Below are 24,275 nucleotides of genomic sequence, written 5' to 3' on the forward strand. Positions count from 1 at the left end.
CCAGCCGTCAGCTTCAGCTCAATCTCACGCAGCAGCTTCAAGATGTCTTCGTCTGAATGTCGCTTCCTCGCCATGCCCAATCCCCCTCTCGCGGCCAAAGTAATGGCCCAGTTCTAGGGGGGAAGGACACTGGGCGGGATCGACAAGTTGGTCCGTATCATTCTCACTTTTGTTTGTAAAACAGAGTCTCAGGAGAGCCCCGCCCGCTTGGATCCAATGCTCAAGGAAGCTGGAATGGCAGCGGAAACAAGAAGTGTGAGAGAGTAACAGGATCGGAAAGGTCCGCCGCATCTGCCAACCTATCCCGTCCGCCAACCATCGCAAAACTGGAACGCGCGCCGAAATCCGACGCGCGCTCCTGTAAAATGGAATGGTCTTGGCACGGTGCCGATGCCTCAGGCGACGTTGACCGTCAGGCTTCCAAGCCCATCCACCGTCATCACCATGACATCGCCCCGCTCGACGGCTCCGACACCGGCTGGCGTGCCGGATTGAATGACGTCGCCCGGTGCCAGCTCGAAGTACTCGCTGAGATAGGAAATCATCTCCGGCACCTTCCAGATCATCTGGTTCAGGTCGCCCTCTTGCCGGGTCTCGCCATTGACCGTCAGAAGCAGCTTTCCTTCGGACGGGTGTCCGACTTCGGAAACCGGGTGGATCGGCCCGCAGGGCGCGGAACGCTCGAACGCCTTTCCGATTTCCCAGGGGCGTCCCATTTTCTTCATCTCTCCCTGAAGATCCCGGCGTGTCATGTCCAGCGAGAGGCCATAGCCATAGACGTGATCCAGCGCGTCATCGACCGAGATATTCGTTCCGCCGGATTTCAGTGCGACATAGACCTCCGCCTCGTGGTGAACATCCGAGCTGTGCGGCGGATAGGGAAACGTGCCGGACGCATCCAGGTTGTTCGGGTTCTTCTGGAAAAAGAAGGGGGGTTCGCGATTCGGGTCGTGCCCCATCTCGATCGCATGCGCGGCATAGTTCCGACCGATGCAATAGACGCGCCGAACGGGGAAAACAGCATCAGTACCTGCTACGGGAAGGGCTACTGTTTCGGGCGGGTCGATTACGTATTTGGCCATGCTTTCCTCCGGTGATGGGACAATGTTTCCATTCATCTAGCTCACACCAATCGGCAAATCAATCGCAACCAATATCAGAAATATCGATTTTTTATGTTGCTAGGCGGTCAGATTGTGCGTTACGGTTATCTGGCAAGGAGAATTGGTCAACCAATCGATGGAAGATTCTGCGATCCTCAGATTCGAATACGGCGACACCGAGGACACGGTCGTCGCTCTGCGCGCGTTCATCAGAGACGGCGGGTATGGCCCTGGCGACCGGCTTCCGTCCGAGCGCGATCTGATCGTCAGGTTGGGGATCACGCGATCGGCTCTGCGCAAGGCTTTTGATGCGCTGGAGCGCGAGGGATCGATCTGGCGTCATGTCGGGAAGGGGACGTTCATCGCGTCGCAGGGACTTCAGGACGGCGATGGCTTGCTTGCCGACCTTATCGAACATGTCACGCCGGTCACTCTGATGCGCGCACGCCTGTCGCTTGAGCCTGCGATCGCACGCGAAGCCGCGATCAATGCGTCCGAAGCCTCTGTGGCGCGGGTCAGGGATGCGCGTGACCGGACAGAGAACGCCGCGACCTGGGCCGAATACGAAGCGAACGACGACCTGTTTCACCGCGCTCTCGCGCAGGCATCCGAGAACATCCTGCTCCTGTCGCTCTTCGATCACCTCAACGCGGTGCGTCGGGCGGTCGCCTGGAACACGGTGATCCGGACATCGGCAAGACCTGCGGGAAATCACACCAGTTTTGCGGAGCACCGTCAGATCGTCGAGGCCATCGAGAGCCGCGACCCGTCTGCCGCCCAGACCGCGATGCGCACACATTTGAAGTCGGTCGCCGACCGCCTTTTTGGAGAGTTTTGAAACAGCTTTAAGGATGTCCGGGAAAAGAGCGGGAACGCCGGAAAGCCGGAATGAACAGTAACTACAGGATGATCTCAGGGAGGAAAGCATGAGACATTTTCTGAAAAAAACCCTAGCAGCGGTGGTCGCACTGCCGCTGGCAATCGGATTGAGCGTCGGCGCCGCCAACGCAGAGAAGATCCGGATTGCTCTGGCTGAAACCCCGTCGGACGAACTGGCGGCCTTCTTCGTGGCCCTCGAGCGCGCAAAGGCGAACGGTCTGGACTACGAGTGGACCGCGTTCTCGGACGAGGAACTGGCGATCCAGGCGGTGCTCAGCGGCCAGATGGATATCGGCTTCGGCACGCCTTACTCGGCCATGCAGCGCTCCAAGGCTCCGATCCGGATCATCTTCCAGCTGTCGAAGCTGAAGTTCTTCCCGGTCACGACCAAGAAGTACTCGTCCCTCGAAGACCTGAACGGTGAGCCGATCCTCCTCCATTCGCGCGGCGGCGGAACGGACTCGATCGCCAACGTCATCGAAGAGCGCCTTGGCATCAAATTCGGCGAGCGGTCCTACGTTCCCGGCTCGTCCAACCGCGTTGCGGCTCTGCTTGGCGGCCGTGCCGATGCAACCATCATCGACCTGTCGAACAAGAACAAGCTGATGCGCAGCGAAGCGGGCGGCAACTTCAACGTGCTCGAGATGTTCGACGTCGACGCCAGCGATGAAGCTCTCTTCGGAAACCTGGACTGGATCCAGGCGAACGAGGAAGACGTGGCGATCTTCGTCAATGCTCTGGTCAGCACCTGGCAGGACATGCACAAGGACCCGACCATCATTCGCCGCGAGACGAATCCGGACGGCCCGATCGGTCAGCTGCCGGCAGAAATCCTGGCCGAGCTTGACGGCTTCTACTCAGACGCCGTCGAAGGCGGTCTCTACGACCCCAATGGCGGCGGCCGCAAGGCGGCTCAGGCCGACATGGAGTGGTACAGCGCTGCCGGTCAGCTCGACGGCACGCCGGCCGAGCTCAACATCGAAGACTTCTGGTATCTCGCTCCGCTCGACGCGGCGATGAAGTGATCCAAGAAACTGCTGCCGCGCCCCTTGGGGGTGCGGCAGCGCAATCACCGGATGCGAAGGTAATCTTGAAATGCCCAGTCGTGCGCTCCTACTGAAACTGCTGTCAGCCGCCATTCTCTTTGGTGCCTGGGAAATCGCCGGGCGGATCCCCGTAAGCTACGCGTTCCCCACGTTCCTCGAGTCGATGGCCGCGCTTTTCGAGATGTTCCGAAACGGCATGATGTTCGAAGCATATGCCGAAACGCTTCGCCCGCTCGTGATCGGCGTGCTGATCTCCGCCTTTCTCGGTATCGCGATCGGTCTCTGGGTCGGTCTCAACAACTTTTTCGACTGGCTGTTCTCGCCCATCTTCATCGTGATGCAGGCCGCGCCGCTGGCCGCGCTCATCCCGCTGCTGGTGCTGGCCTACGGCATCGGTCTGACCTCCAAGGTTCTCGTCGTCTGCATCATGGCGATGCCCGTGATCGTCCTCAACACAAGCGGCGCGGTGCGGAACACCCCTGAATCCCTGAAGGAAATGGGGCATGCGTTCCTGGCGTCCCGCCTCGAGATCCTGCTGAAAATCGTCATCCCGGCCGCGTCGCCGGTGATCTTCGCCGGACTGCGCCTCGGCGTTTCGGCCGGCTTCATCGGAGCCATTCTCGCCGAACTGAAGATCACGCCAACCGGAGTGGGCGACATCATCACATACAGCCGTTCCATCGCTGACTATCCCAGCATGTACGCGGCAATCTTCTCCATCATTCTTCTCGCGGTTCTGTTCCTGAACCTCCTCGAGAAACTTGAAACGGTCCTCTTCAAAGGAAATCAGCGTGGCTATGTCTCAGATTAAGGAAGCACTTGTGCAACCCGCTACCGCAAAGATCGAAAGTGCTGTCTCTGTTCGCAACATCTCCAAGAACTATGGCCAGGTCGAGGCCTTGCGCAACATGTCCTTGGAGTTCCCCCGTGGCCAGCTGACGTCGCTGCTCGGACCTTCGGGATGCGGCAAGACAACTCTGCTCAAGATCATCGCCGGGCTTCTCGAGCCAAGCTCCGGAGAAGTCGAAGTCAACGGTGTCACGGTATCCGGACCCGGTCCGGATCGCGCGTTCGTGTTCCAGGACTTCGCACTCCTGCCCTGGGCCAGCGTCATTCGGAACGTCGCCTTCGGACTCGAGATGCGCGGCGTTGCGAAGTCCGAGCGCGAGGCGATTGCCGAGAAGTACATCAAGGACGTCGGCCTCGCCGGGTTCGAGCAGAGCTACCCGCATGAACTGTCGGGCGGCATGCGCCAAAGGGTCGGGCTGGCGCGGGCTTTGTCCGTCGATGCGGACGTCCTGCTGATGGACGAACCGTTTTCCGCGGTGGACGAGCAGACACGCCGCAAATTCCAGGAAGACCTGCTGAGCCTCGTGCAGCACGAGAACAAGACGTTCATCTTCGTGACCCACTCGATCGAAGAGGCGGTCTACGTGTCTGACCAGATCGCAATCCTGCTGCCGCGTCCAAGCCGCGTGTCCGAGATCATCCGGCCGTCGACGTTCCGCGACAAGGGCGTCGACAACATCCGGCGTGACCCCGAGTATCTCGACATCGTCGACAATATCTGGGCCTCGCTGCGCAGCTACGTGGAATAGGGGGCTGGCATGAAAGTCTTCGGATATCGTCTGCCCGGCATGTCGTCCCTCATCATCTGGGGGCTGCTCTGGGAGATCGTCGGTCAGGCCAACCTGACGTTCTTCGTTCCTCCGCTCAGCGAGGTCTTCGCGACCTTGTTTTCAATCATCGGCACCGCGGCGTTCCAGAAAGCACTGATCGAAACCAGCTACGCGTTTTTCGCCGGCGTCTTCAGTGCCATCGTCATCGGCATCACCGTCGGCATCCTGATGGGCAAGAGCCGTTTGCTGGACGAGTTGCTTCTGCCCTGGGTAAACGTCTTCCTCAGCGCGCCTCTGACCGCGCTGGTTCCGGTTCTGATGGTGCTGTTCGGCTTCGGAATGAAGTCGATCATCATCACGACGGCGCTCTTCGCCGTCTGGATCATCATTCTGAACTCGCGCGCCGGGGTGAAGCAGATCAACCGGTCTCTGGTCGAGATGGCGCACAGCTTTGGCGCTTCGCCGATCGATGCCTTCACCAAGATCTATTTCTGGGCGGCGCTGCCGGAAATTCTCGGGGGCGTCCGTATCGGAATCATCCGTGCGGTGAAGGGCGTCATCATAGGTCAGCTGCTGATCTCGATTGTCGGGTTCGGCGCGCTGTTCGAGCTCTATTCGGCAAACTTCCTGATGGGCCATTTCTGGGCGGTTCTGATCGTGCTGTTCGCTCTCGCGTTCACGATTTCCGAATTCCTGGCCTACCTCGAAAGGCGTGTCGCCTACTACGCGGCCAAGCGAGGATGATATGACCGGGCGCTGCGAAGCGCCCGGTTTCGCTTTGCGCGCAAGAGGCCGCACGCGGTTCTCCTTGTGGGAGCGAAGTGGAACAGGATCATCGGTCGCCACACGACTCCCCTCGGCGTTTCCCTCGGCCGGATTGGCTGCGACACCTGAACGCCCGCGCACGAAAACTTCGCTTCTGGTCTTCCCCCGGGACTCCTCCTAGAGTTGGGTCAAACCCGTCTCGGGTTCTGGGGAGAGGAGGCTCGCAGCATGCAGTATGTGAAAGCCGCGGATGCGGCAGATGCCGTCCGGCATCTCGTGGACGCCAAGGGAAACGGCGTCGTTTTGGCCGGAGGAACGGACCTTCTGGTCCAGATGAAGTCGCGACGCGTATCGCCCGGCGTCATTGTCGATATCAAGAATTTGCCGGGCGCCATGGACGTCCAGGGCGAGGCGGGCGGGTATCGTGTCGGGGCAGGGGTGCCAGGCGCGGTACTCGGGGAACACTCCGCCTTCGTCCGTGACTGGCCGGGCGTCGCCGAAGCGGCGCAACTGATCGGATCTACCCAGATTCAGGGCCGCGCCACGATGGTGGGTAATCTCTGCAACGCCTCTCCGGCCGCCGACTCGGTGCCTGCGCTGATCGCGGCCAATGCCGTGGCCGTCGTCGAAGGTCCGGGTGGCCAGCGGCAGGTTCCCGTGGCCAGCATTCCGACCGGGCCAGGCAAGACCTCGCTGGAGACCGGAGAGCTCGTGACGGCGCTCCTTTTGCCGCCGCGGCCCGCACGGTCCTCCGATGCCTATCTCCGCTTCATCCCACGCACCGAAATGGACATCGCGGTTGCGGCAGCGGGCGTCAATCTGGTGCTGGATGAAGCGGGCACGGTGATCGAAGCCCGCGTCGCGCTGGGGGCGGTGTCGGCGACCGCCTATCTTGATGAAGCCGCCGGCGCACGGCTGGTGGGAACGAAACTCGAGGACGATGTGCTTGCCGATCTGGCCGCACTCTGCGGTCAGTCCTGCAGCCCGATCGATGACAAGCGCGGAACGGTCGAATACCGGCGCGAGGTTGTCGGAGTTCTCGCGAAACGCGCAGCGCGCATCGCCTATCAGCGCGCGAAGGAGAAAGCATGACCGGAATTCTTGTATCGACCACCGTAAACGGCGATCCGCTGGACTTCGTCTGCGCGCCGGATGAAACGCTCATGGACGCGCTGCGCAACCGGCTGGGTCTGACGGGCACCAAGGAAGGCTGCGGCACCGGCGATTGCGGCGCCTGCAGCGTCACCCTGAACGGTCGCCTTGTCTGTTCATGCCTCGTGCTGGCCGCCGAGGCGGAAGGCGCCGAGATCGGTACGATTGAAGGCGTGGCCGAGGCGGGTGTCCTGCATCCGCTCCAGCAGGCCTTCATCGACCACGCGGCGCTTCAGTGCGGCATCTGCACACCGGGTATCCTGGTCGCCGCCAAAGCCCTTCTCGAACGTCACCCCGACCCGACCGACGAGGAGGTGCGCTACTGGCTGGCAGGTAACCTCTGCCGCTGCACCGGATACGACAAGATCATCAAGGCCGTGCAAAGCGCCGCCGCAACGATGAGGGAAGAACGCCATGGCGTATGATGGAGTGAAGAAGAGCGAATTCAGCATCGTCGGCACCCGGACCCGGCGTCCCGACGGTATCGAGAAAGTCACCGGCAAGGCGCAGTACGGTGCCGACATGAGCGCGCCGGGCATGCTGCACGGCATGATCCTGCGCAGCCCGCACGCCCATGCCCGCATCCGGTCGATCGATGTCTCCGGCGCCTTGGCCATGCCGGGGGTCAAGGCCGTGGTCACCCAGGCCGACCTGCCGGATACCGGCGACCAGAGCCTTCGCGACGTGCGCGAGAACGTCCTCGCGGGTGAGAAGGCGCTCTATGACGGACATGCCGTCGCCGCCGTCGCCGCGACCTCGCCCCGCGCTGCCCTCGCTGCGCTGGAAAAGATCGTCGTGGATTACGAAGTGCTGCCCCATGTCACCGACGTCGACGAGGCGATGAAGCCCGGCGCGCCGATCGTTCAGGCCGGGCGCGCCGATGAGTCCGTTCCCGAAGGTTTCTCGGAAAACGTGACGGGTCACTGGGAGTTCGGCCACGGCGATGTAGACGCCGGGCTTGCCAAGGCCGATGAGGTGGTCAAGCGCAGCTTCCGCACCGCGGCCACCCACCAGGGATATATCGAACCGCACGCGTGCCTCGGCCTGCTGAACGCCGAGGGCAAGGGCGAGCTCTGGTGCTGCACCCAGGGCCAGTACCACGTCCGTTCGGTCTGCGCCGGCCTCTTTGGCATCGACGAAGCCCAGCTTCGCGTGACGCCTTCCGAGATCGGTGGTGGCTTCGGCGGCAAAACGACCGTGTTCATCGAGCCCGTCGCGCTAGCGCTGTCCCGGAAGTCGGGCCGCCCGGTCAAGATCGTGATGAGCCGCGAAGAGGTGTTCCGTGCGACCGGCCCGACCTGCTCGTCCTCGATCGACGTCGAGATCGGCATGACCAGGGACGGCCGTATAACCGCGGGCCGCGCTTATCTGCGTCTCCAGGGGGGCGCATTCCCCTGCGAGACAGCCTACATGGCCGCTCAGGCGGCCTTTGCGGCCTACGATCTCCAGGCGGTGCGAACCTATGGCTACAACGCCATGACCAACCGTCCGAAAGAAGCGGCATATCGCGCGCCCGGCGCGCCGATGGCGGTCTACGCGATCGAAAGCGTGGTGGACGAACTCTGCCAGAAGCTTGATCTCGACCCGCTCGAGGTTCGGCTGAAGAACGCGGCGAAGAAGGGAACACTGTCCTCCTACGGACCGACATTCAACGATATCGGCCTGACCGCCACGCTGGAAGCGGCCAAGGCGCACCCGCATTATTCCGCGCCTCTCGGTCCGAACCAGTCGCGCGGGATTTCCTGCGGCTTCTGGTTCAATTTTGGTGGCAATGCCTCCGTTTCGCTGGCCGTCGATCCCGACGGCACGGTCAGCGTGACCGAGGGCAACCCCGACATCGGCGGATCGCGGGCGTCGATCTCGATGATGGCGGCCGAGGAATTGGGCATCCCGTACGAAAAGGTCCGCACCATCGTGGCCGACACCGCGTCGCTCGGTTACAATGACACCACCGACGGCAGCCGGGTGACCTTCATGGTGGGCCTCGCGACCATCGAGGCGGCGCGCGCCGCGAAGGCCGAGATGTGCCGGCGGGTCGCCAAGCTCTGGGACCTCGAGGAAGACGCGGTGCGGTGGGAAGACGGCGCGGTTCATCCGGCCGGGCCCAACGCCGGAAAGCACCCGCCCATGACGCTGGCCGAGATCGCCGCCATCGCCGGAAACACCGGGGGGCCGATCGCCGGTCATCACGAGGTCAATGCGGAAGGCGCGGGCGTCAGCTTCGGCGTCCACATCTGCGATCTCGAGGTGGACAAGGAAACCGGCGCGACCAAGATCGTCCGCTACACCGTGTTCCAGGACGCCGGCAAGGCGGTTCATCCCGACTATGTCGAAGGCCAGATGCAGGGCGGTGCCGCGCAAGGTATCGGCTGGGCGCTGAACGAGGAATACATCTACGGAGAGGACGGGCGCCTTCAGAACCCGGGTTTCCTCGATTACCGGATTCCCGTCGCGTCCGACCTTCCGGCCATCGACACCGTCATTCTCGAAATCCCGAACCCCGGCCATCCCTACGGCGTCCGGGGCGTGGGCGAGACCTCGATCGTTCCGCCGCTTGCGGCGATCTCGAACGCGGTCTCACGCTCGATCGGGGTCCGGATGTCGCAGACTCCAATGTCGCCGCCGCGAATCCTGGCGGCGCTCAAGGGGCGGTAATGGTCCGGGTCAAGCTCTGGGGTTCCCTGCGGTCGCTTGCGGGCGACCGCGAGGTTCTCGAGGTCGAGGCCCGGACGCTGAAAGAGGCCATCGACGCGATCCTCGAAGAGGTGCCCGCGCTGGAACCCCAGATCAAGCGGGGCATCTCCTTTTCCGTGGACGGGCTCATATATCGCGACTCCTGGTTCGTTCCGATCGATGAGGCCAAGGAAATCGTGATGATGCCGCGGATGGTGGGGGGATAGGGCGCGCGTTTGCCGCGCTGAACCCGGATCATTCGGTTCCCCGCAGGACGCCCCACTCATCATTTCGGAAACACAGGCAAATCCCGGTTGCCCCGGTCGCCGGGGCTGCCGCGCCCGGTCTGTTGTTCAATACAGCCCGGCGACCTTCGCCCTTAGCTGGACAAGGGCAAGAACCGTGTCGATGGCGGGGGTAGGCGTGTCGGTGACGCGGCCCAGTTCCTGAACCGAGCCGACCAGCGCGTCGATCTCCATCGGGCGGCCGGCGTCCAGATCCTGCAGCATCGAGGTCCGGTGCGCGCCCACCGCTGCGCCGCCCTCGATCCGGCGGTCCACATCGATCGGGAACTTGACGCCCAGTTTCTCGGCGATCTCCTGCGCCTCCAGCATCATCGCCCGCGCCACACCCCGCGTGCCCGGATCGGTGCAAAGTACGTCCAACGTCGCGTGCGTCAGCGCGCTGATCGGATTGAATGACAGGTTGCCCCAAAGCTTGACCCAGATCTCGTCGCGAAGCCTCGGACGCACCGGAGCCTTCAGCCCGGCCGCGCTCAGCGCTTCGCTCAGGCGAAGCGCGCGTTCCGATTTCGACCCGTCGGGCTCGCCCAGTGAAAAACGGTTGCCCTCGATATGCTTGACCACGCCCGGTTCGATCACCTCGGCCGCCGGGTACACGACGCAGCCCAGCACCCGGTCGGGACCGAAACCGTTCCACTGCGCGTCGCCCGGATCGACGCTGGCCAGCCGCGTGCCTTCGAGAGGCCCGCCGATCTTGTGGAAATACCACCAGGGCACGCCGTTCACGCCCGAGACGATGGTCGTCTCCGGCCCGATCAGCGGCTGCATCTTCGGCACGACGGGCGGCACCGAGTGCGCTTTCAGCGTGACGATGACGTAATCCTGAGGTCCGAGATCTGCGGCATTGTCCGAGGCTGTGACAGGCACGTTCGTCGTGCCGTCCTCCTCGATCAGGGTCAGCCCGTTCGCGCGCATCGCCGCCAGGTGCGGGCCGCGTGCAACAAGGCTCACCTCGGCTCCGGCCCCGGCCAGCTTCGCGCCCATGTAGCCCCCGATCGCGCCCGCGCCGAATATGCAGATTTTCATTGAATTCTTACCTCCTCAGGAGGCGCAAACCTCCTACAAACCGCTCTTCTTCGCAAGGCTTTAGCGCTCCGGACAGGCGATTTGATTGACGTACCTCAACTTTGAGCGCTAACGTCGATTTCGGGAGGATGACGTGGGAAAGCCGACTGTCCATGACATTGCGAAAGAGGCAGGCGTCAGCCTTGCCACGGTCGATCGCGTTCTGAACTCTCGGCCGGGCGTGCGAGAGAAGACGGTCGACCGCGTGCGCGAGGCCGTGGAACGTCTTGGCTATGTCCGCGACATCAACGCCGCCAACCTCGCGCGCCAGCGCCGCTACCGGTTCGTATTTCTACTGCCCGAAGGGGAAAGCCAGTTTCTCGAGTCTCTCGAAGCCGCCGTCGACGAGGCCGGATCGGGTCTGATCGACTGGCGCTGCGAACTGGAAGTCATCCGCACCACGTTCCGCGATCCTCCCGCCCTGGCCGAGGTCGAGCGCAGGATCCTGCAGACCCAGACCGACGGCGTCGCGATCATGGGGCACGAAACCCCCTTGATCCGCGACATGGTCGCGCGTCTCAAGGCGCGGGGCCTGACCGTCGTCGCCCTCGTCACGGACCAGCCGAACTCCGAACGCGATCACTTCATCGGGATCGACAACATGGCGGCCGGCCGCACGGCCGGGGTGCTGATGGGGCGGTTTCTCGGTGGTCGGTCCGGACGTGTGGCGGTCATCGTGAACTCGACCCAATCGCGGGACATGGTCGATCGGCGCGCCGGTTTCGACGAGGTGATCGCCAGCCGTTTTCCGAACATTCTGGCGCTTCCCTCGCTCGAAGGCCGCGACGACCGCGAGCGTGTCGCCGCCGTGCTCGAAGCCTGCATCGACAGGCAGGGACCCCTGATCGGCATCTACTGTGCCGGCGCCGGAACCCGGGGCGTGACCAGGGTCATCGCCGAGCGCGGCCTCTCGGATCAGATCGTCGTCGTGGCGCACGAACTGACACCGCACTGCAGGCAGGCGCTCGAGGAGGGCACGGTGGACGTCGTGATCACCCAGAACGTCGGGCACATCGTGCGCAGTGCCGTCCGCGTGCTGCGTGCCAAGTCGGACGAGGCCGAGATCAACGAAGGCCAGGAAAAGATCAGAATAGAAATTGCAATCAAGGAAAACCTGTCCTGAACGGACGGATTGGGAGGAGACATCATGAAAACGATACAGGGCCCCGCGCTGTTTCTTGCGCAGTTCGCGGGCGATGAGGCGCCGTTCAATTCCTGGGACGCCATCACGAAATGGGCCGCCGATTGCGGGTATCGCGGCGTTCAGGTGCCCAGTTGGGACGGCCGGTTGTTCGATCTGGAAAAGGCCGCATCGTCAAAGGATTACTGCGACGAGTTCAAGGGGAAGGCGGCTGCGAACGGGATCGAGGTGACAGAACTTTCGACCCACCTCCAAGGCCAGCTGGTTGCGGTTCACCCGGCCTATGACGAGGCGTTCGACGGCTTTGCCGCACCCGAGGTGCGCGGCAACCCAAAGGCCCGGCAGGCCTGGGCGGTGGACCAGGTCAAGAAGGCGCTGACCGCCTCGCGGAACCTCGGACTCAACGCCCATGCCACGTTCTCGGGCGCTCTGGCCTGGCCCTATGTCTATCCGTGGCCCCAGCGTCCTGCGGGCCTGATCGAAACGGCCTTCGACGAACTGGCGGCGCGGTGGAAGCCGATCCTCGACCATGCCGAGGATTGCGGGGTGGATGTCTGCTACGAGATTCATCCGGGCGAGGATCTCCACGACGGTATCACCTACGAGATGTTCCTTGAGCGCACAGGCAACCACGCCCGCGCCTGCATGCTCTACGATCCGTCGCACTACGTCCTGCAATGCCTTGATTACCTTGACAATATCGACATCTACCACGACCGGATCCGCATGTTCCACGTCAAGGACGCCGAGTTCAATCCGACCGGCCGGCAGGGTGTCTACAGCGGCTACCAGTCCTGGGTGGAGCGGGCCGGACGATTCCGGTCGCTGGGCGATGGCCAGGTGGATTTCAGCGCGGTTTTCTCGAAGCTGACCCAGTACGATTTCGACGGTTGGGCCGTGGTCGAGTGGGAATGTGCGATGAAGCATCCCGAGGACGGCGCGCGCGAAGGGGCGCAGTTCGTCAAGGATCACATCATCCGCGTCACGGAAAAGGCTTTCGACGATTTCGCCGATGCCGGCACGGATGAGGCCGCGAACCGCCGGATGCTCGGTATCTGAGCAATCACAACGGATTAGGGAGACAAGCTCATGCCAATCGATGGCACTTCAGAGGCCCGCGAGCCTCGCATCCGCCTCGGCATGGTCGGTGGCGGGCGCGACGCCTTCATAGGCGGCGTGCACCGCATCGCCAGCCGGATCGACGACGAATACGAACTGGTGGCCGGCTGCTTCAGTTCGACGCCCGAGAAAAGTCAGGCCTCGGGCCGCGATCTGGGGCTCGACCCGTCCCGAGTCTATGACAACTTCGCCGAGATGGCGAAGCGCGAGGCCCGGCTGAAGACGGGGATAGACGCCGTCGCGATCGTCACGCCGAACCACATGCACTATCCTGTTGCGCGCGAATTCCTCAAGCGCGGCATTCACGTCATCTGCGACAAGCCTCTGACCGCCTCGCTGACCGAGGCGAAGCGAATGGTACAGGCGGCCGAAAGCTCCGGCGCGCTGTTCATCCTGACCCACAACTACACCGGGTACCCGATGGTGCGTCAGGCGCGCGAGATGGTGGCGTCGGGCGAGTTGGGCGAGATCCGCGTGGTCAACGTCGAATATGCGCAGGACTGGCTGACCGAGGATCTCGAATCCACCGGGCAGAAGCAGGCAGGCTGGCGCACCGATCCGGCCCGGTCCGGGGCGGGCGGATCGACCGGCGATATCGGGACCCATGCCTTCAACCTTGCTTCCTTCGTCACAGGTCTGACCCTCTCCGAGCTCTCGGCCGATCTGCAATCCTTCGTCGAGGGGCGGCGGGTGGATGACAACGGCCATGTCCTGATGCGCTTCGACGGCGGCGCGCGCGGGATGCTCTGGTGCAGCCAGGTCGCGCCGGGCAACGAGAACGCGCTCCGGCTCCGGGTCTATGGCACCAAGGGTGGCCTGGAGTGGGCGCAGGAGGATCCGAACTATCTCTGGTTCACGCCCTTCGGTCAGCCCAAGCGGCTGATCACTCGGGGCGGCGCTGGTTCAGGCGGGGCCGCGGGACGTGTCAGCCGTATCCCTCCGGGGCATCCGGAAGGGTATCTCGAGGGCTTCGCCAATATCTACACCGAAGCGGCCCGCGCGATTCGCGCCGCGAAGGCGGGAGAGGGCGCGCCGGAGGGCGTGGTTTATCCTTCGGTGCAGGACGGGTTCAAAGGTGTGGCTTTCGTGGATGCCTGTGTGCGCTCGTCCAAGCGCAACGGGGCGTGGGTCTCGCCGGTCAAATAGAAACTATGGATTTCAGATGCTTAGGCCCGCGCTCTTGGCGTGGGCCTTTCGCTTTTTCCATGTTGGAGAATAATTTTGAAGGGCGTACCTCAGAAATTTCTGTTGATTTGAGGAACGTACCTCAACTACGCTTCCAACGAGGCCCGCGCGACCGGCATTCTTCGGCGGAGTCGGGTCCGATGACATGGGAGGTAAATTCATGAAGACCACCAGACTGCTCGCCGCGGCCGCGGTGGCAGCTGCCGCCAGTGCCGCTGCTTCGTCCGCCAAGGCTGAAGATCTGACGCTTTGCTGGGCCGCATGGGACCCTGCGAACGCACTTGTCGAACTGTCCAAGGAATTCGAGGCCCAATCCGGCCACTCGATGAATTTCGAATTCGTACCCTGGCCCAACTTCGCCGACCGTATGCTGAACGAGCTGAACTCGGGCGGCAAGCTCTGCGACCTGCTGATCGGCGACAGCCAGTGGATCGGGGGCGGTGCCGAGAACGGCCACTACGTCAAGCTGAACGATTTCTTCGACGCCGAAGGCATCTCCATGGATGATTTCGCCCCGGCGACGGTTTATGCCTATTCGACCTGGCCCAAGGGCACCCCGAACTACTATGCGCTGCCCGCGATGGGCGACGCCAATGGCTGGTTCTATCGCAAGGACTGGTTCACGAACCCCGACATCATGGCCGCCTACAAGGCCGAGACGGGCAAGGACCTGGCCGAACCGACCTCGCAGAAGGAACTCATGGAGATCGCCAAGTTCTTCCAGGGCCGCGAGATCGACGGACAGACCCGCTACGGCGTCTCGATCTTCACCGAACGCGGATCGGAAGGCATCACCATGGGCGCGACCGGCGCGCTCTATGCCTGGGGCTTCAAGTACGAGAACGAGCCGGGCAGCTACGACATGGCGGGCGCGGTAAACTCGCCTGAGGCCGTCGAAGCGCTCGAATTCTACAAGGAGCTCTACGAGTGCTGCACGCCGCCGGGCTACACCGACGCCTACATGGAACAGTCGCTCGACGCGTTCAAATCCGGCCAGGTGGCAATGGCGATGAACTGGTTCGCCTTCTTCCCGGGTCTTTATGCCGATCCGAACACCGGCGGCGACAAGATCGACTTCTTCGTGAACCCGCCGCAGAACATTGCCGCGTCCACGCTGGGCGGGCAGGGTATCTCGGTTGTCGCCTACTCGGAAAAGCAGGACGCAGCGCTTGAGTACATCAAGTGGTTCGCCCAGCCTGATGTCCAGGCCAAGTGGTGGGAACTGGGCGGCTACTCGGCGCACAACTCGGTGCTTCAGGGGCCGACCTTCAAGGACTCGGCGCCCTTCGCCGGAGACTTCCTTGTCGCCATGGATGGCGTGCAGGACTTCTGGCAGGAGCCGGCCTATGCCGAACTGCTCCTCGCGATGCAGAAGCGGCTGCACGACTACATCGTGGCCGACCAGGGCACCGCTCAGGAAGCCCTCGACAAGTTGATCGAAGACTGGACCGAAGTCTTCGAGGACGAAGGCAAGCTCTAAGCTTCCTCCCGAGCGACGGCGTGGCCCTTCGGGGCCGCGCCTGACCCGACACGCCAGCACCGGGACACCCCATGACTTCTTCGATCGCAGATCGTGCCGCCAAGGCGACCCCGCCACAGGTGGCCCGGCGTATCCGTGGCTTCTCGGATCGCACCATCGCATGGATATTCGTCGCGCCGACCATCTTCCTGCTTCTGGCGGTGAACATCTTCCCGCTGATCTGGACGATCCGGCTCTCGTTCACGAACTTCCGCGCGAACCGCAACCGCGAGGTCGAGTGGGTGGGGCTTCAGAACTACGAGCGGATCCTGACCGACAGCGATATCTGGCTCACGATGCAGGCCACGGCGCATTTCCTGTTCTGGACCATCTTCTTCCAGGTCCTGATCGGCTTCACTCTGGCCTATCTGATCAACAAGAATTTCAAGGGCTCGCCCTTCTGGACGACCGTGATCGTCCTGCCGATGATGCTGTCCCCGGCAGTGGTGGGCAACTTCTGGACCTTCCTCTACCAGCCGCAGATCGGACTCTTCAATTACATTGTCGCCTTCTTCACCGGCGCCGATCCCTCAAGCTTCGAGATGATCGGTTCAGTCAATCTGGCGCCATGGTCCATCGTGATCGTGGACACCTGGATGTGGACGCCCTTCGTGATGTTGATCTGCCTCGCCGGTCTCAGATCGATCCCCGACTACATCTATGAGGCCGCCGAGATCGACCGTGCGTCCAAGTGGCGGCAGTTCTGGACGATCACCGTCCCGATGACCTTGCCCTTCCTGATGCTGGCGGTGCTCTTCCGGGGCATCGAGAACTTCAAGATGTTCGATCTGGTCGTCCAGCTGACAGGCGGGGGGCCCGGCTCGGTGACGGAACTCACCTCCATCAACCTGAAACGGGAAGCCTTCGAGAAATGGCGCACGGGCTATGCCAGCGCGTACGCCATAATCCTTTTCGTGACGGTCTTCGGCCTTGCCTCGATCTACGTGAAGGCCCTGAACGCGGTGAAAGACAGATGAGCGCCTATTCCATCACCGAACCGTCGAACCGGCAGAAATGGATCGCCGGCACGCTCGTGGTCCTCTATGCGGTCATCACGATGATCCCTCTCCTCTGGATCATCGCGACCGGGTTCAAGTCGCCGTCCGACGCCATCAGCTATCCGCCCAAGGTCTTCTTCGAGCCGACGGTAGAAGGCTACGTAAACCTGTTCACGACGCGCACCCGTCAAACCGAGGAATACCTCGCCGCGAACCCGCCCCAGACCTGGTACGAGGAAATCGTGCGCCAGTACGACATGGTGATCGTCGGGCCGTCGCGCTATGGCGAACGCTTCCTGAACTCGGTCATCATCGGGTTCGGCTCGACCTTCCTGGCCGTGTTCCTGGGCACCATGGCGGCCTATGCCTTCTCGCGCTTCCGGGTGCCGCTGAAAGACGACCTGATGTTCTTCATCCTGTCGACCCGAATGATGCCGCCCATCGCGGTCGCGATCCCGATCTTCCTGATGTTCCGGGAACTGGGTCTCAGCGATACCCATCTGGGCATGATCCTTCTCTACACGGCGGTGAACATCTCGCTGGCCGTCTGGCTGATGAAGTCCTTCATCGACGGTATCCCGCGCGAGTACGAGGAAGCCGCGCTGATCGACGGCTACACCCGGTTCCAGGCCTTCATGAAGGTCGTGCTGCCACAGGCCGCGACCGGCATCGCCTCGACCGCGATCTTCTGCCTGATCTTCGCCTGGAACGAATACGCCTTCGCCGTCCTCCTGACCTCGGGCAACGCGCAGACCGCGCCACCCTTCATCCCGACGATCATCGGGGTGGGCGGACAGGACTGGCCCGCCGTCGCGGCAGGCGCGACGCTGTTCCTGATCCCGGTCATGGTCTTCACCGTGCTTCTCAGAAAGCATCTCCTCAGGGGCATCACATTCGGAGCGGTGCGCAAATGACGGAAAACATTTCACAAGAAAGGTTATCCACAGGTTGCCATACCTTTTGCCATACGCTTTGCCGACGTCTTGCAGACGCTTTGCCGACCGGCCGGGAGACAGCTCATGTCTGACTTCGTGAACGGCCTTCTGAAGCTCCGCCGCGGCCCGTGGGAGATGGTGGCCTCCATCCTCATCGCCCTTGGCGTCATCATGCTGATGCAGCCCTTCGTGATCTGGGCCTATACCTATTCCTTCATCGTGACGCTGGTGGGAACGGTCATGTTCATCGTCGTCAGCCACTTCCCGGAGGGCGACTGATGGCCGAGATCGTAATCAAGAATTTGCGTAAGGATTTCGGGGACTTCAATGCCGTGAAGTCATCCTCCTTCACGATAGGAGACGGCGAGTTCTTCATGCTGCTCGGTCCCTCCGGCTGTGGCAAGACCACGACTCTTCGGATGATCGCGGGACTGGAACTGCCGACATCGGGCGAGATCTATATCGATGGCGAGGAAGTGGGCCAAAGACCCGCATCCGAACGCGATATCGCCTTTGTTTTCCAGATGTTCGCGCTCTACCCTCACATGAATGTTCGCAAGAACATCTCCTACCCCCTGATAAGTCAGGGCATGCCCCGCGCAAAGGTGAAGGAGAAGGTCGCCGAAGTCGCCCGCATCCTCGGAATCGAGGACATTCTCGACCGCCCCGTCGGCGGACTTTCCGGCGGCGACCGCCAGCGCGTCGCCCTCGGCCGAGCCATCGTGCGCGAACCTAAGGCGTTCATGATGGACGAACCCCTCGGCGCGTTGGATGCCGAGTTCCGGGAGCACATGGCGGAAGAACTGCGCGCACTTCATGACCGCATGGGCGCGACAACCGTCTACGTCACCCATGACCAGCTCGAGGCGATGCAGATGGGAGACAAGATCGTCGTTATGAATCATGGGGTTATCGAGCAGTTCGGCGTGCCTCAGGACATCTACGACTGGCCGGCCACGATGTTCGTGGCAGAGTTCATTGGCTCACCACCGATGAATTTTCTCCGCTTCGACGGGGTGGCTGAAGCGGGCCGGGGCAGCGTCCAGATGAACGGGCACGATTTCCTTGTTCCCGACCTGCGCGATGGCGCAAAGGGCCCTCTTGTCCTCGGTGTCCGCCCCGAACACGTCCATCTCAGCGAAGCTGCCCCCTATAGGGGCAAAGTGATAGCAACCGAGTATCTGGGTACGACGCAGATCGTGACGATCAAGACGCCGAACGGAGAAATCAAGGCGAGGACCGGATCGGAAGCATCTGTTAATGCAGGTGAAAATGTCGGTCTCGAATTCAACGGAAACACGGTGACGGTATTCGAGGCCAACACCGGTATCGCGCTTCGCTCGGCTGCGAACGAGAGGGTTCTTGCTCATGGCTGACGTAGTTCTCGATGGTGTGAGCAAGAGCTTCGGCCGCGACATTGCGGTCGCGGATATCTCGATGGAAGTGCCCGACGGTGCATTCGTTGTCCTTCTTGGACCGACCGGTGCAGGCAAGACGACGACCCTGCGGCTGATTTCCGGGCTGGAAGAGCCCGACCGCGGCGACATCCGCATTGCCGGCCACTCGGTGGCGGGTCTCACACCCGCCCAGCGTGACGTGGCGATGGTCTTCCAGCAGTATTCGCTTTACCCGCATATGACCGTGCGGGAGAACCTCGCCTTCCCGTTGAAGTCCCCGATCCTGAAAACGCCCGCGGAGCAGATCGCAAAGCGTGTGGCTGAAGTCGCGGAAATTCTTCAGATTTCCCACAAGCTGGACAACAAGGCGACAGCGCTTTCGGGCGGCGAAATGCAAAGGGTTTCGATTGGTCGCGCGTTGGTCAGGCGTCCGAATGTCTACCTCATGGACGAGCCATTGTCCTCCCTCGACGCCAAGTTGCGCGCCGATCTGAGGGTCGAGTTGAAGCGCATCCAGTCCGATCTTGGCGCGACGCTCCTTTATGTGACTCACGATCAGATCGAAGCCATGACCATGGCGACGCATGTGGGCGTGCTGGATCATGGGAGACTCGTTCAATATGGGACGCCGCGCGAGATATACGAGAACCCGGTCAGCCTCTATGTCGCCGGACGCCTTGGAATCCCCAGGATCAATACGCTTCCGGCCAATCTCTTTCCCGGCGCTCCATCGGGAGCAAAGACTATCGGGCTTCGTCCGGAGCACATCGCGGAAGGCGACGGAAAGGCTGCAAAAGTCGTTCGGGTTGAACACCTTGGCGACCAGACCCGCCTGCATCTCGATCTGGATGGCCACGGGATTATCACGCTGGCCGATCCGCACACCAAACTGAAAACCGGCGACGCAATCGCCATTGCGCCGCGCGACCCGCTCTATTTCGATGCCAGCGGCGCGCGTATCTGAGGGAGGAACACGAGGATGCCGCAGTTCATCAACAGCCGTGAAAGGCTGGTCAACGAAGCCATAGACGGAACGTTGCGCACAGGCGGTGGGCGACTGGCGCGTCTGGATGGCTATCCGCACATTCGTGTCGTCGTTCGAACGGATTGGGACAAATCCAAGGTGGCGCTGATTTCGGGCGGTGGATCGGGGCACGAACCCAGCCATGCGGGGTTTGTCGGCAAAGGCATGCTGACGGCGGCGGTCTGCGGCGATGTTTTCGCCTCGCCCTCCGTCGATGCCGTTCTCGCGGGTATTCTGGCCGTCACGGGCGACGCGGGATGCCTCCTGATCGTGAAGAACTACACTGGCGACCGTTTGAATTTCGGCCTTGCCGCGGAACGCGCACGGGCCTTTGGCCTCAATGTCAGCATGGTGGTGGTCGATGACGATGTCGCCCTGCCGGATCTTCCGCAGCCGCGCGGCGTTGCCGGCACCTTGTTCGTTCACAAGATCGCCGGGGCACTGGCAGAGCAGGGCGCATCGCTGGATGACGTGACCGAGGCGGCGAAGCGCGTCATCGACGGAGTGGCCTCGATCGGAATGTCACTGGATACCTGCACCGTTCCTGGGTCTCCGAAAGAAGAACGAATTGCCTACGGGAAGGCGGAACTGGGGCTTGGCATTCATGGTGAGGCGGGCGTGGAGCAAGTCGATTTCGCCGGCGCAGCCGCGGCGATGGGAATGGTCGTGGATCGCCTTGCGCCGTCGATGGGTGAGGGCAATTACGTTGCTCTTCTCAACAATCTGGGCGGCGCGACACCGCTGGAGATGGCAATCCTCGCCGAGGAACTGGTTGCATCGCGGATCGGTTCCAGGATTCAATGGATGATCGGTCCCGCACCCATGATGACCTCGCTGGACATGCAGGGCTTCTCGGTTTCGGTGCTTCCTGTCAGCGCGGCTGACGAAGCGGCGCTTATCGCCCCCGTCGCTCCCTGGGCTTGGCCAGGCTGCCACAGGGTGGAGGAGATCGTGGTCGTGCCGTTGCCCGATGGTTTGACACCGATCCAGCCGAAGCCGTCGAAGGACGACCGCATGGCCGCGTTCCTCGCACGCTGCTGCAACGCGTTGATCGCTGCGGAAAGCGACCTGAATGCGCTCGACGCCAAATCCGGTGACGGTGATACTGGCTCTACTCTTGCCTCCGCCGCGCGCGCCTTGATCGAAGCTCGTGATCGCTTGCCTCTCGCCGATGCAACTCAACTATACCGGGCGATCGGTCTTGAGCTGAGCCAGACGATGGGAGGCTCCTCCGGCGTTCTTCTCGCGATCTTCTTCGCCGCCGCAGGTGACGCCTCCGCCAGCGGGCAGGATGCGGTCGGGTCTTTGAAGGCCGGTCTCGATCGGATCCGTCAGGTCGGAGGTGCGGCGCAAGGCGATCGCACGATGATCGATGCTCTGGAACCGGCGCTCGATGCCCTGTCCGAAGGTGTCGCCTCCGCGGCTTCAGCAGCGAGAAAAGGTGCCGATCACACCGCCTCGATCACCAAGGCAAAGGCCGGGCGTGCAAGTTATATTGCGGAAGCTAGCCTGAAGGGTCACAACGATCCCGGCGCCGAGGCAGTGGCGCGACTCTTTGAATTCATGGCGACTGATGCGCAGGTGACCCACTGACATGTACCTTGGCTTGGATCTTGGAACCAGCGGCGTAAAGGCTGTTCTCATTGACGAAGAGCAGTCAGTCGTCGCTTCGGCCAGCGCCTCTATTGATGTTTCGCGTCCTCATCCGGGTTGGTCGGAGCAAGATCCTGCAGATTGGATTGCGGCGACCGAGGCCGCTCTCAGCCAGTTGTCCGCCGAGATCGATCTCTCCGGGGTAAGGGGCATTGGGCTTTCCGGTCACATGCATGGCGCGACTCTCCTTGGGAAGGACGATGGCGTCCTGCGGCCGTGCATTCTGTGGAACGACACCCGCTCCCATGCCGAGGCGGCGGAACTTGATGCCGATCCTGCGTTTCGGGCAATCACGGGAAACATCGTTTTTCCGGGGTTCACCGCGCCGAAACTGGTCTGGGTCGAGCGGAACGAGCCTGAGGTCTTCCGTGACGTCGCGCGTGTGCTTCTTCCGAAGGACTACCTGAGGCTCTGGCTGACCGGCGAGGCGGTGTCGGAGATGTCGGATGCGGCGGGAACCAGCTGGCTCGATACGGGCGGGCGCGACTGGTCGGACGAACTCCTTGCCAAGACAAACCTTGATCGCTCAACCATGCCGAGACTGGTCGAGGGTTCGGAAAATTCCGGAGCATTGCGCTCCGACATCGCCACCCGTTACGGATTACCCGCCGGGGTTCCTATTGCAGGAGGAGCGGGCGACAATGCGGCCTCCGCCATCGGAATGGGGGTCGTTTCGCCCGGACAGGCGTTTGTTTCGCTTGGAACATCCGGCGTTCTCTTTGCCGCCAACGAAAGCTATCGCCCCGATCCGGCTACGGCGGTGCATACGTTCTGTCACGCGATTCCAGGGGCTTGGCATCAGATGGGAGTCATCCTTGCCGCGACCGATGCGCTCAACTGGTATGGCCGGTTCGTCGGACAGGATGCGGCAGCATTAACAGGTGCTTTGGATGCGCTCGAAGCTCCCGGAAAGACGGTCTTCCTACCCTATCTTGGCGGGGAAAGAACGCCACTGAATGATGCCGGGATTCGCGGGGCGTTTCTTGGACTTGAGCATGCGACAGATCAAAAGGCAGGCACGCGCGCTGTTCTCGAAGGGGTGGCGTTCGCGCTCCGCGACTGCAGGGATGCGCTTTCGGCAACGGGAACACGGATCGATCGTCTGACCGCCGTGGGTGGTGGCGCGCGTTCCCGGTATTGGCTCAAGGCGATTGCCACCGCACTGAATTGCCCGATCGATCTGCCGTCGTCGGCAGAGCTCGGTGCGGCGTTCGGCGCCGCCCGGCTCGGGATGATGGTTGCCACTGGAGAAATTGAAACGGTCGCGACGCCGCCGCACATCTCGGATAGCATCGATCCGGAGACTTCCCTGATGGTGGCATTCGACGAGGGTATGTACCGGTACAAGGCCGCACAGAAAGCAATTGGAGAGATCAGATGACGTCGTTCTTTGGGGACATCCCGCAGATCCGGTACGAGGGCCCTGAGACGGACAACGAATTCGCCTTCCGTCACTACAATCCGGACGAGATGGTCGCGGGCCGCAGGATGGAGGACCATCTGCGCCTCGCAGTGGCCTATTGGCATTCCTTCGCTTGGGAAGGTGGCGACCCGTTCGGTGGCCGCACGTTCGATCGGCCCTGGTTCGGCGACGGAATGGAACTGGCCCGTTTGAAGGCCGACGTAGCCTTTGAGATGTTCCGCCTCCTTGGACAGCCATACTTCTGTTTTCACGATGCCGATGTTCGACCCGAGGGCCAAAGCTTCGCGGAAAATCTTCGGAACCTCGAAGAGATCACCGACTATTTCGCCGCAAAGATGGAAACCACAGGAACACAACTGCTTTGGGGCACGGCCAATCTCTTTTCGCACCGCCGTTTCATGTCGGGGGCGGCCACGAACCCGGACCCGGAGGTGTTTGCCTGGTCGGCAGCAACGATCAAGGCGTGCATGGACGCAACCCACAAGCTCGGTGGCGCGAACTATGTGCTTTGGGGTGGCCGCGAAGGCTATGAAACACTGCTGAACACAGATCTCGGGCGCGAGGCTGATCAAGCCGCGGCCATGCTATCGAAGGTGATCGACTACAAGCACAAGATCGGCTTCAAAGGCACCATCCTGATCGAACCCAAGCCGCAGGAGCCCACAAAGCATCAGTACGATTTCGACGTTGCCACTGTTTACGGTTTCCTGAAGCGGTACGGCTTGGAAAATGAGGTCAAGGTCAATATCGAGCAGGGTCACGCCATTCTGGCAGGCCACAGTTTCGAGCACGAACTCGCCCTTGCGGCTAGCCTCGGAATTCTCGGCTCCATCGATATCAACCGGAACGACTATCAGTCTGGATGGGACACCGACCAGTTTCCGAACAATGTGCCGGAGGTAGCCCTTGCCTATTACGAGATACTGAAATCTGGCGGCTTCACGACCGGAGGCACGAACTTCGACGCCAAACTGCGTCGCCAATCCCTCGATCCCGAAGACCTGATTCTGGCCCATGTCGGCGGCATGGATGTCTGCGCCCGGGGCCTCAAGGCCGCGGCTGCACTGCTGGAAGACGGTCGACTAGAGAAAATGCGTGCCGAGCGATACGCGGGGTGGGAAACTGACGCCGGCAAAAAGATCAAAGGCGCCAGCCTTGCAGAGCTGTCGGACATGGTGCTGTCCAGCGATCTCCGTCCCGAACCCAAATCCGGACGGCAGGAACGCCTTGAGAACCTGGTCAACGCGGTGATCGAGAAAGCCTAGAGTGGCCACGGT

Annotated in this window: 23 protein-coding genes; 21 read left to right on the plus strand and 2 right to left on the minus strand. The window is 62.1% G+C overall.

Annotated elements, in window-relative coordinates; translation table 11 throughout:
• Window positions 1–395: 395 nt before the first annotated feature.
• Complete coding sequence (locus ACKLNI_RS02200; RefSeq protein WP_413717358.1) at window positions 396–1,082, minus strand: fumarylacetoacetate hydrolase family protein; 687 nt, start codon at window positions 1,080–1,082, stop codon at window positions 396–398.
• Window positions 1,083–1,239: 157 nt separating this feature from the next.
• Here ACKLNI_RS02200 and ACKLNI_RS02205 point away from each other — a divergent pair, with 157 nt between their 5' ends.
• The 9 genes from ACKLNI_RS02205 (at window position 1,240) to ACKLNI_RS02245 (ending at window position 9,464) form a co-directional block, all read left to right on the plus strand.
• Window positions 1,240–1,941: a FadR/GntR family transcriptional regulator gene (locus tag ACKLNI_RS02205; protein ID WP_413717359.1), complete on the plus strand. Its 702-nt coding sequence runs from the start codon at window positions 1,240–1,242 to the stop codon at window positions 1,939–1,941.
• Window positions 1,942–2,029: 88 nt separating this feature from the next.
• Window positions 2,030–3,007: an ABC transporter substrate-binding protein gene (locus tag ACKLNI_RS02210; RefSeq protein ID WP_413717360.1), complete on the plus strand. Its 978-nt coding sequence runs from the start codon at window positions 2,030–2,032 to the stop codon at window positions 3,005–3,007.
• A gap of 70 nt (window positions 3,008–3,077) precedes the next feature.
• Complete coding sequence (locus tag ACKLNI_RS02215; RefSeq protein ID WP_413717361.1) at window positions 3,078–3,839, plus strand: ABC transporter permease; 762 nt, start codon at window positions 3,078–3,080, stop codon at window positions 3,837–3,839.
• Window positions 3,826–4,626 (plus strand): ABC transporter ATP-binding protein, encoded by an 801-nt coding sequence (locus ACKLNI_RS02220; protein WP_413717362.1) that lies wholly within the window; start codon window positions 3,826–3,828, stop codon window positions 4,624–4,626. Before ACKLNI_RS02215 ends, ACKLNI_RS02220 begins: the two co-directional genes overlap by 14 nt.
• A gap of 9 nt (window positions 4,627–4,635) precedes the next feature.
• The gene (locus tag ACKLNI_RS02225; RefSeq protein ID WP_413717363.1) at window positions 4,636–5,391 is read left to right on the plus strand and encodes an ABC transporter permease; all 756 of its coding nucleotides are present in this window, start codon (window positions 4,636–4,638) and stop codon (window positions 5,389–5,391) included.
• Window positions 5,392–5,640: 249 nt separating this feature from the next.
• Window positions 5,641–6,504, plus strand: coding sequence for an FAD binding domain-containing protein (locus ACKLNI_RS02230; RefSeq protein WP_413717364.1), 864 nt, complete (start codon window positions 5,641–5,643; stop codon window positions 6,502–6,504).
• Window positions 6,501–6,989, plus strand: a complete 489-nt coding sequence (locus ACKLNI_RS02235; protein WP_413717365.1) for a (2Fe-2S)-binding protein — start codon at window positions 6,501–6,503, stop codon at window positions 6,987–6,989. Before ACKLNI_RS02230 ends, ACKLNI_RS02235 begins: the two co-directional genes overlap by 4 nt.
• Entirely contained in the window at window positions 6,979–9,219 is a 2,241-nt protein-coding gene (locus ACKLNI_RS02240) for a xanthine dehydrogenase family protein molybdopterin-binding subunit (RefSeq protein WP_413717366.1), read from the plus strand. The genes ACKLNI_RS02235 and ACKLNI_RS02240 overlap by 11 nt, the downstream gene beginning before the upstream one ends.
• A complete protein-coding gene (locus tag ACKLNI_RS02245) occupies window positions 9,219–9,464 on the plus strand; it encodes a MoaD/ThiS family protein (protein ID WP_413717367.1) in 246 nt (81 codons plus the stop codon). The genes ACKLNI_RS02240 and ACKLNI_RS02245 overlap by 1 nt, the downstream gene beginning before the upstream one ends.
• Before the next feature lie 126 nt (window positions 9,465–9,590).
• Here ACKLNI_RS02245 and ACKLNI_RS02250 read toward each other — a convergent pair whose 3' ends face one another.
• Window positions 9,591–10,565 carry a 2-dehydropantoate 2-reductase gene (locus ACKLNI_RS02250; RefSeq protein ID WP_413717368.1) on the minus strand — a complete coding sequence of 325 codons (975 nt, stop codon included), beginning with the start codon at window positions 10,563–10,565 and terminating at the stop codon, window positions 9,591–9,593.
• Between the two features lie 133 nt (window positions 10,566–10,698).
• Between ACKLNI_RS02250 and ACKLNI_RS02255 the strand changes: the two genes are divergently transcribed.
• From ACKLNI_RS02255 to xylA, 12 genes are all read left to right on the plus strand, one after another.
• Window positions 10,699–11,727, plus strand: coding sequence for a LacI family DNA-binding transcriptional regulator (locus ACKLNI_RS02255; RefSeq protein WP_413717369.1), 1,029 nt, complete (start codon window positions 10,699–10,701; stop codon window positions 11,725–11,727).
• 24 nt (window positions 11,728–11,751) lie between these two features.
• Window positions 11,752–12,804 carry a sugar phosphate isomerase/epimerase family protein gene (locus tag ACKLNI_RS02260; RefSeq protein WP_413717370.1) on the plus strand — a complete coding sequence of 351 codons (1,053 nt, stop codon included), beginning with the start codon at window positions 11,752–11,754 and terminating at the stop codon, window positions 12,802–12,804.
• A gap of 30 nt (window positions 12,805–12,834) precedes the next feature.
• Complete coding sequence (locus ACKLNI_RS02265; protein ID WP_413717371.1) at window positions 12,835–14,010, plus strand: Gfo/Idh/MocA family protein; 1,176 nt, start codon at window positions 12,835–12,837, stop codon at window positions 14,008–14,010.
• 199 nt (window positions 14,011–14,209) lie between these two features.
• The gene (locus tag ACKLNI_RS02270; protein WP_413717372.1) at window positions 14,210–15,529 is read left to right on the plus strand and encodes an extracellular solute-binding protein; all 1,320 of its coding nucleotides are present in this window, start codon (window positions 14,210–14,212) and stop codon (window positions 15,527–15,529) included.
• Between the two features lie 71 nt (window positions 15,530–15,600).
• Window positions 15,601–16,545: a carbohydrate ABC transporter permease gene (locus ACKLNI_RS02275; RefSeq protein ID WP_413717373.1), complete on the plus strand. Its 945-nt coding sequence runs from the start codon at window positions 15,601–15,603 to the stop codon at window positions 16,543–16,545.
• Window positions 16,542–17,480 (plus strand): carbohydrate ABC transporter permease, encoded by a 939-nt coding sequence (locus tag ACKLNI_RS02280; protein ID WP_413717374.1) that lies wholly within the window; start codon window positions 16,542–16,544, stop codon window positions 17,478–17,480. The genes ACKLNI_RS02275 and ACKLNI_RS02280 overlap by 4 nt, the downstream gene beginning before the upstream one ends.
• Window positions 17,481–17,585: 105 nt before the next feature.
• Window positions 17,586–17,780: a hypothetical protein gene (locus ACKLNI_RS02285; protein ID WP_413717375.1), complete on the plus strand. Its 195-nt coding sequence runs from the start codon at window positions 17,586–17,588 to the stop codon at window positions 17,778–17,780.
• A complete protein-coding gene (locus ACKLNI_RS02290) occupies window positions 17,780–18,877 on the plus strand; it encodes an ABC transporter ATP-binding protein (RefSeq protein ID WP_413717376.1) in 1,098 nt (365 codons plus the stop codon). Before ACKLNI_RS02285 ends, ACKLNI_RS02290 begins: the two co-directional genes overlap by 1 nt.
• Window positions 18,870–19,862, plus strand: coding sequence for an ABC transporter ATP-binding protein (locus tag ACKLNI_RS02295; RefSeq protein ID WP_413717377.1), 993 nt, complete (start codon window positions 18,870–18,872; stop codon window positions 19,860–19,862). The genes ACKLNI_RS02290 and ACKLNI_RS02295 overlap by 8 nt, the downstream gene beginning before the upstream one ends.
• Before the next feature lie 15 nt (window positions 19,863–19,877).
• Complete coding sequence (locus tag ACKLNI_RS02300) at window positions 19,878–21,515, plus strand: dihydroxyacetone kinase subunit DhaK (protein WP_413717379.1); 1,638 nt, start codon at window positions 19,878–19,880, stop codon at window positions 21,513–21,515.
• 1 nt (window position 21,516) lies between these two features.
• The gene (xylB, locus tag ACKLNI_RS02305) at window positions 21,517–22,956 is read left to right on the plus strand and encodes a xylulokinase (protein ID WP_413717380.1); all 1,440 of its coding nucleotides are present in this window, start codon (window positions 21,517–21,519) and stop codon (window positions 22,954–22,956) included.
• Window positions 22,953–24,263, plus strand: a complete 1,311-nt coding sequence (xylA, locus tag ACKLNI_RS02310; protein WP_413717381.1) for a xylose isomerase — start codon at window positions 22,953–22,955, stop codon at window positions 24,261–24,263. Before xylB ends, xylA begins: the two co-directional genes overlap by 4 nt.
• Window positions 24,264–24,275: the final 12 nt, after the last annotated feature.

The sequence above is a fragment of the Silicimonas lutimaris genome (assembly GCF_047314965.1).
In the GTDB taxonomy this organism is placed as follows: Bacteria; Pseudomonadota; Alphaproteobacteria; order Rhodobacterales; family Rhodobacteraceae; genus JAVJUV01.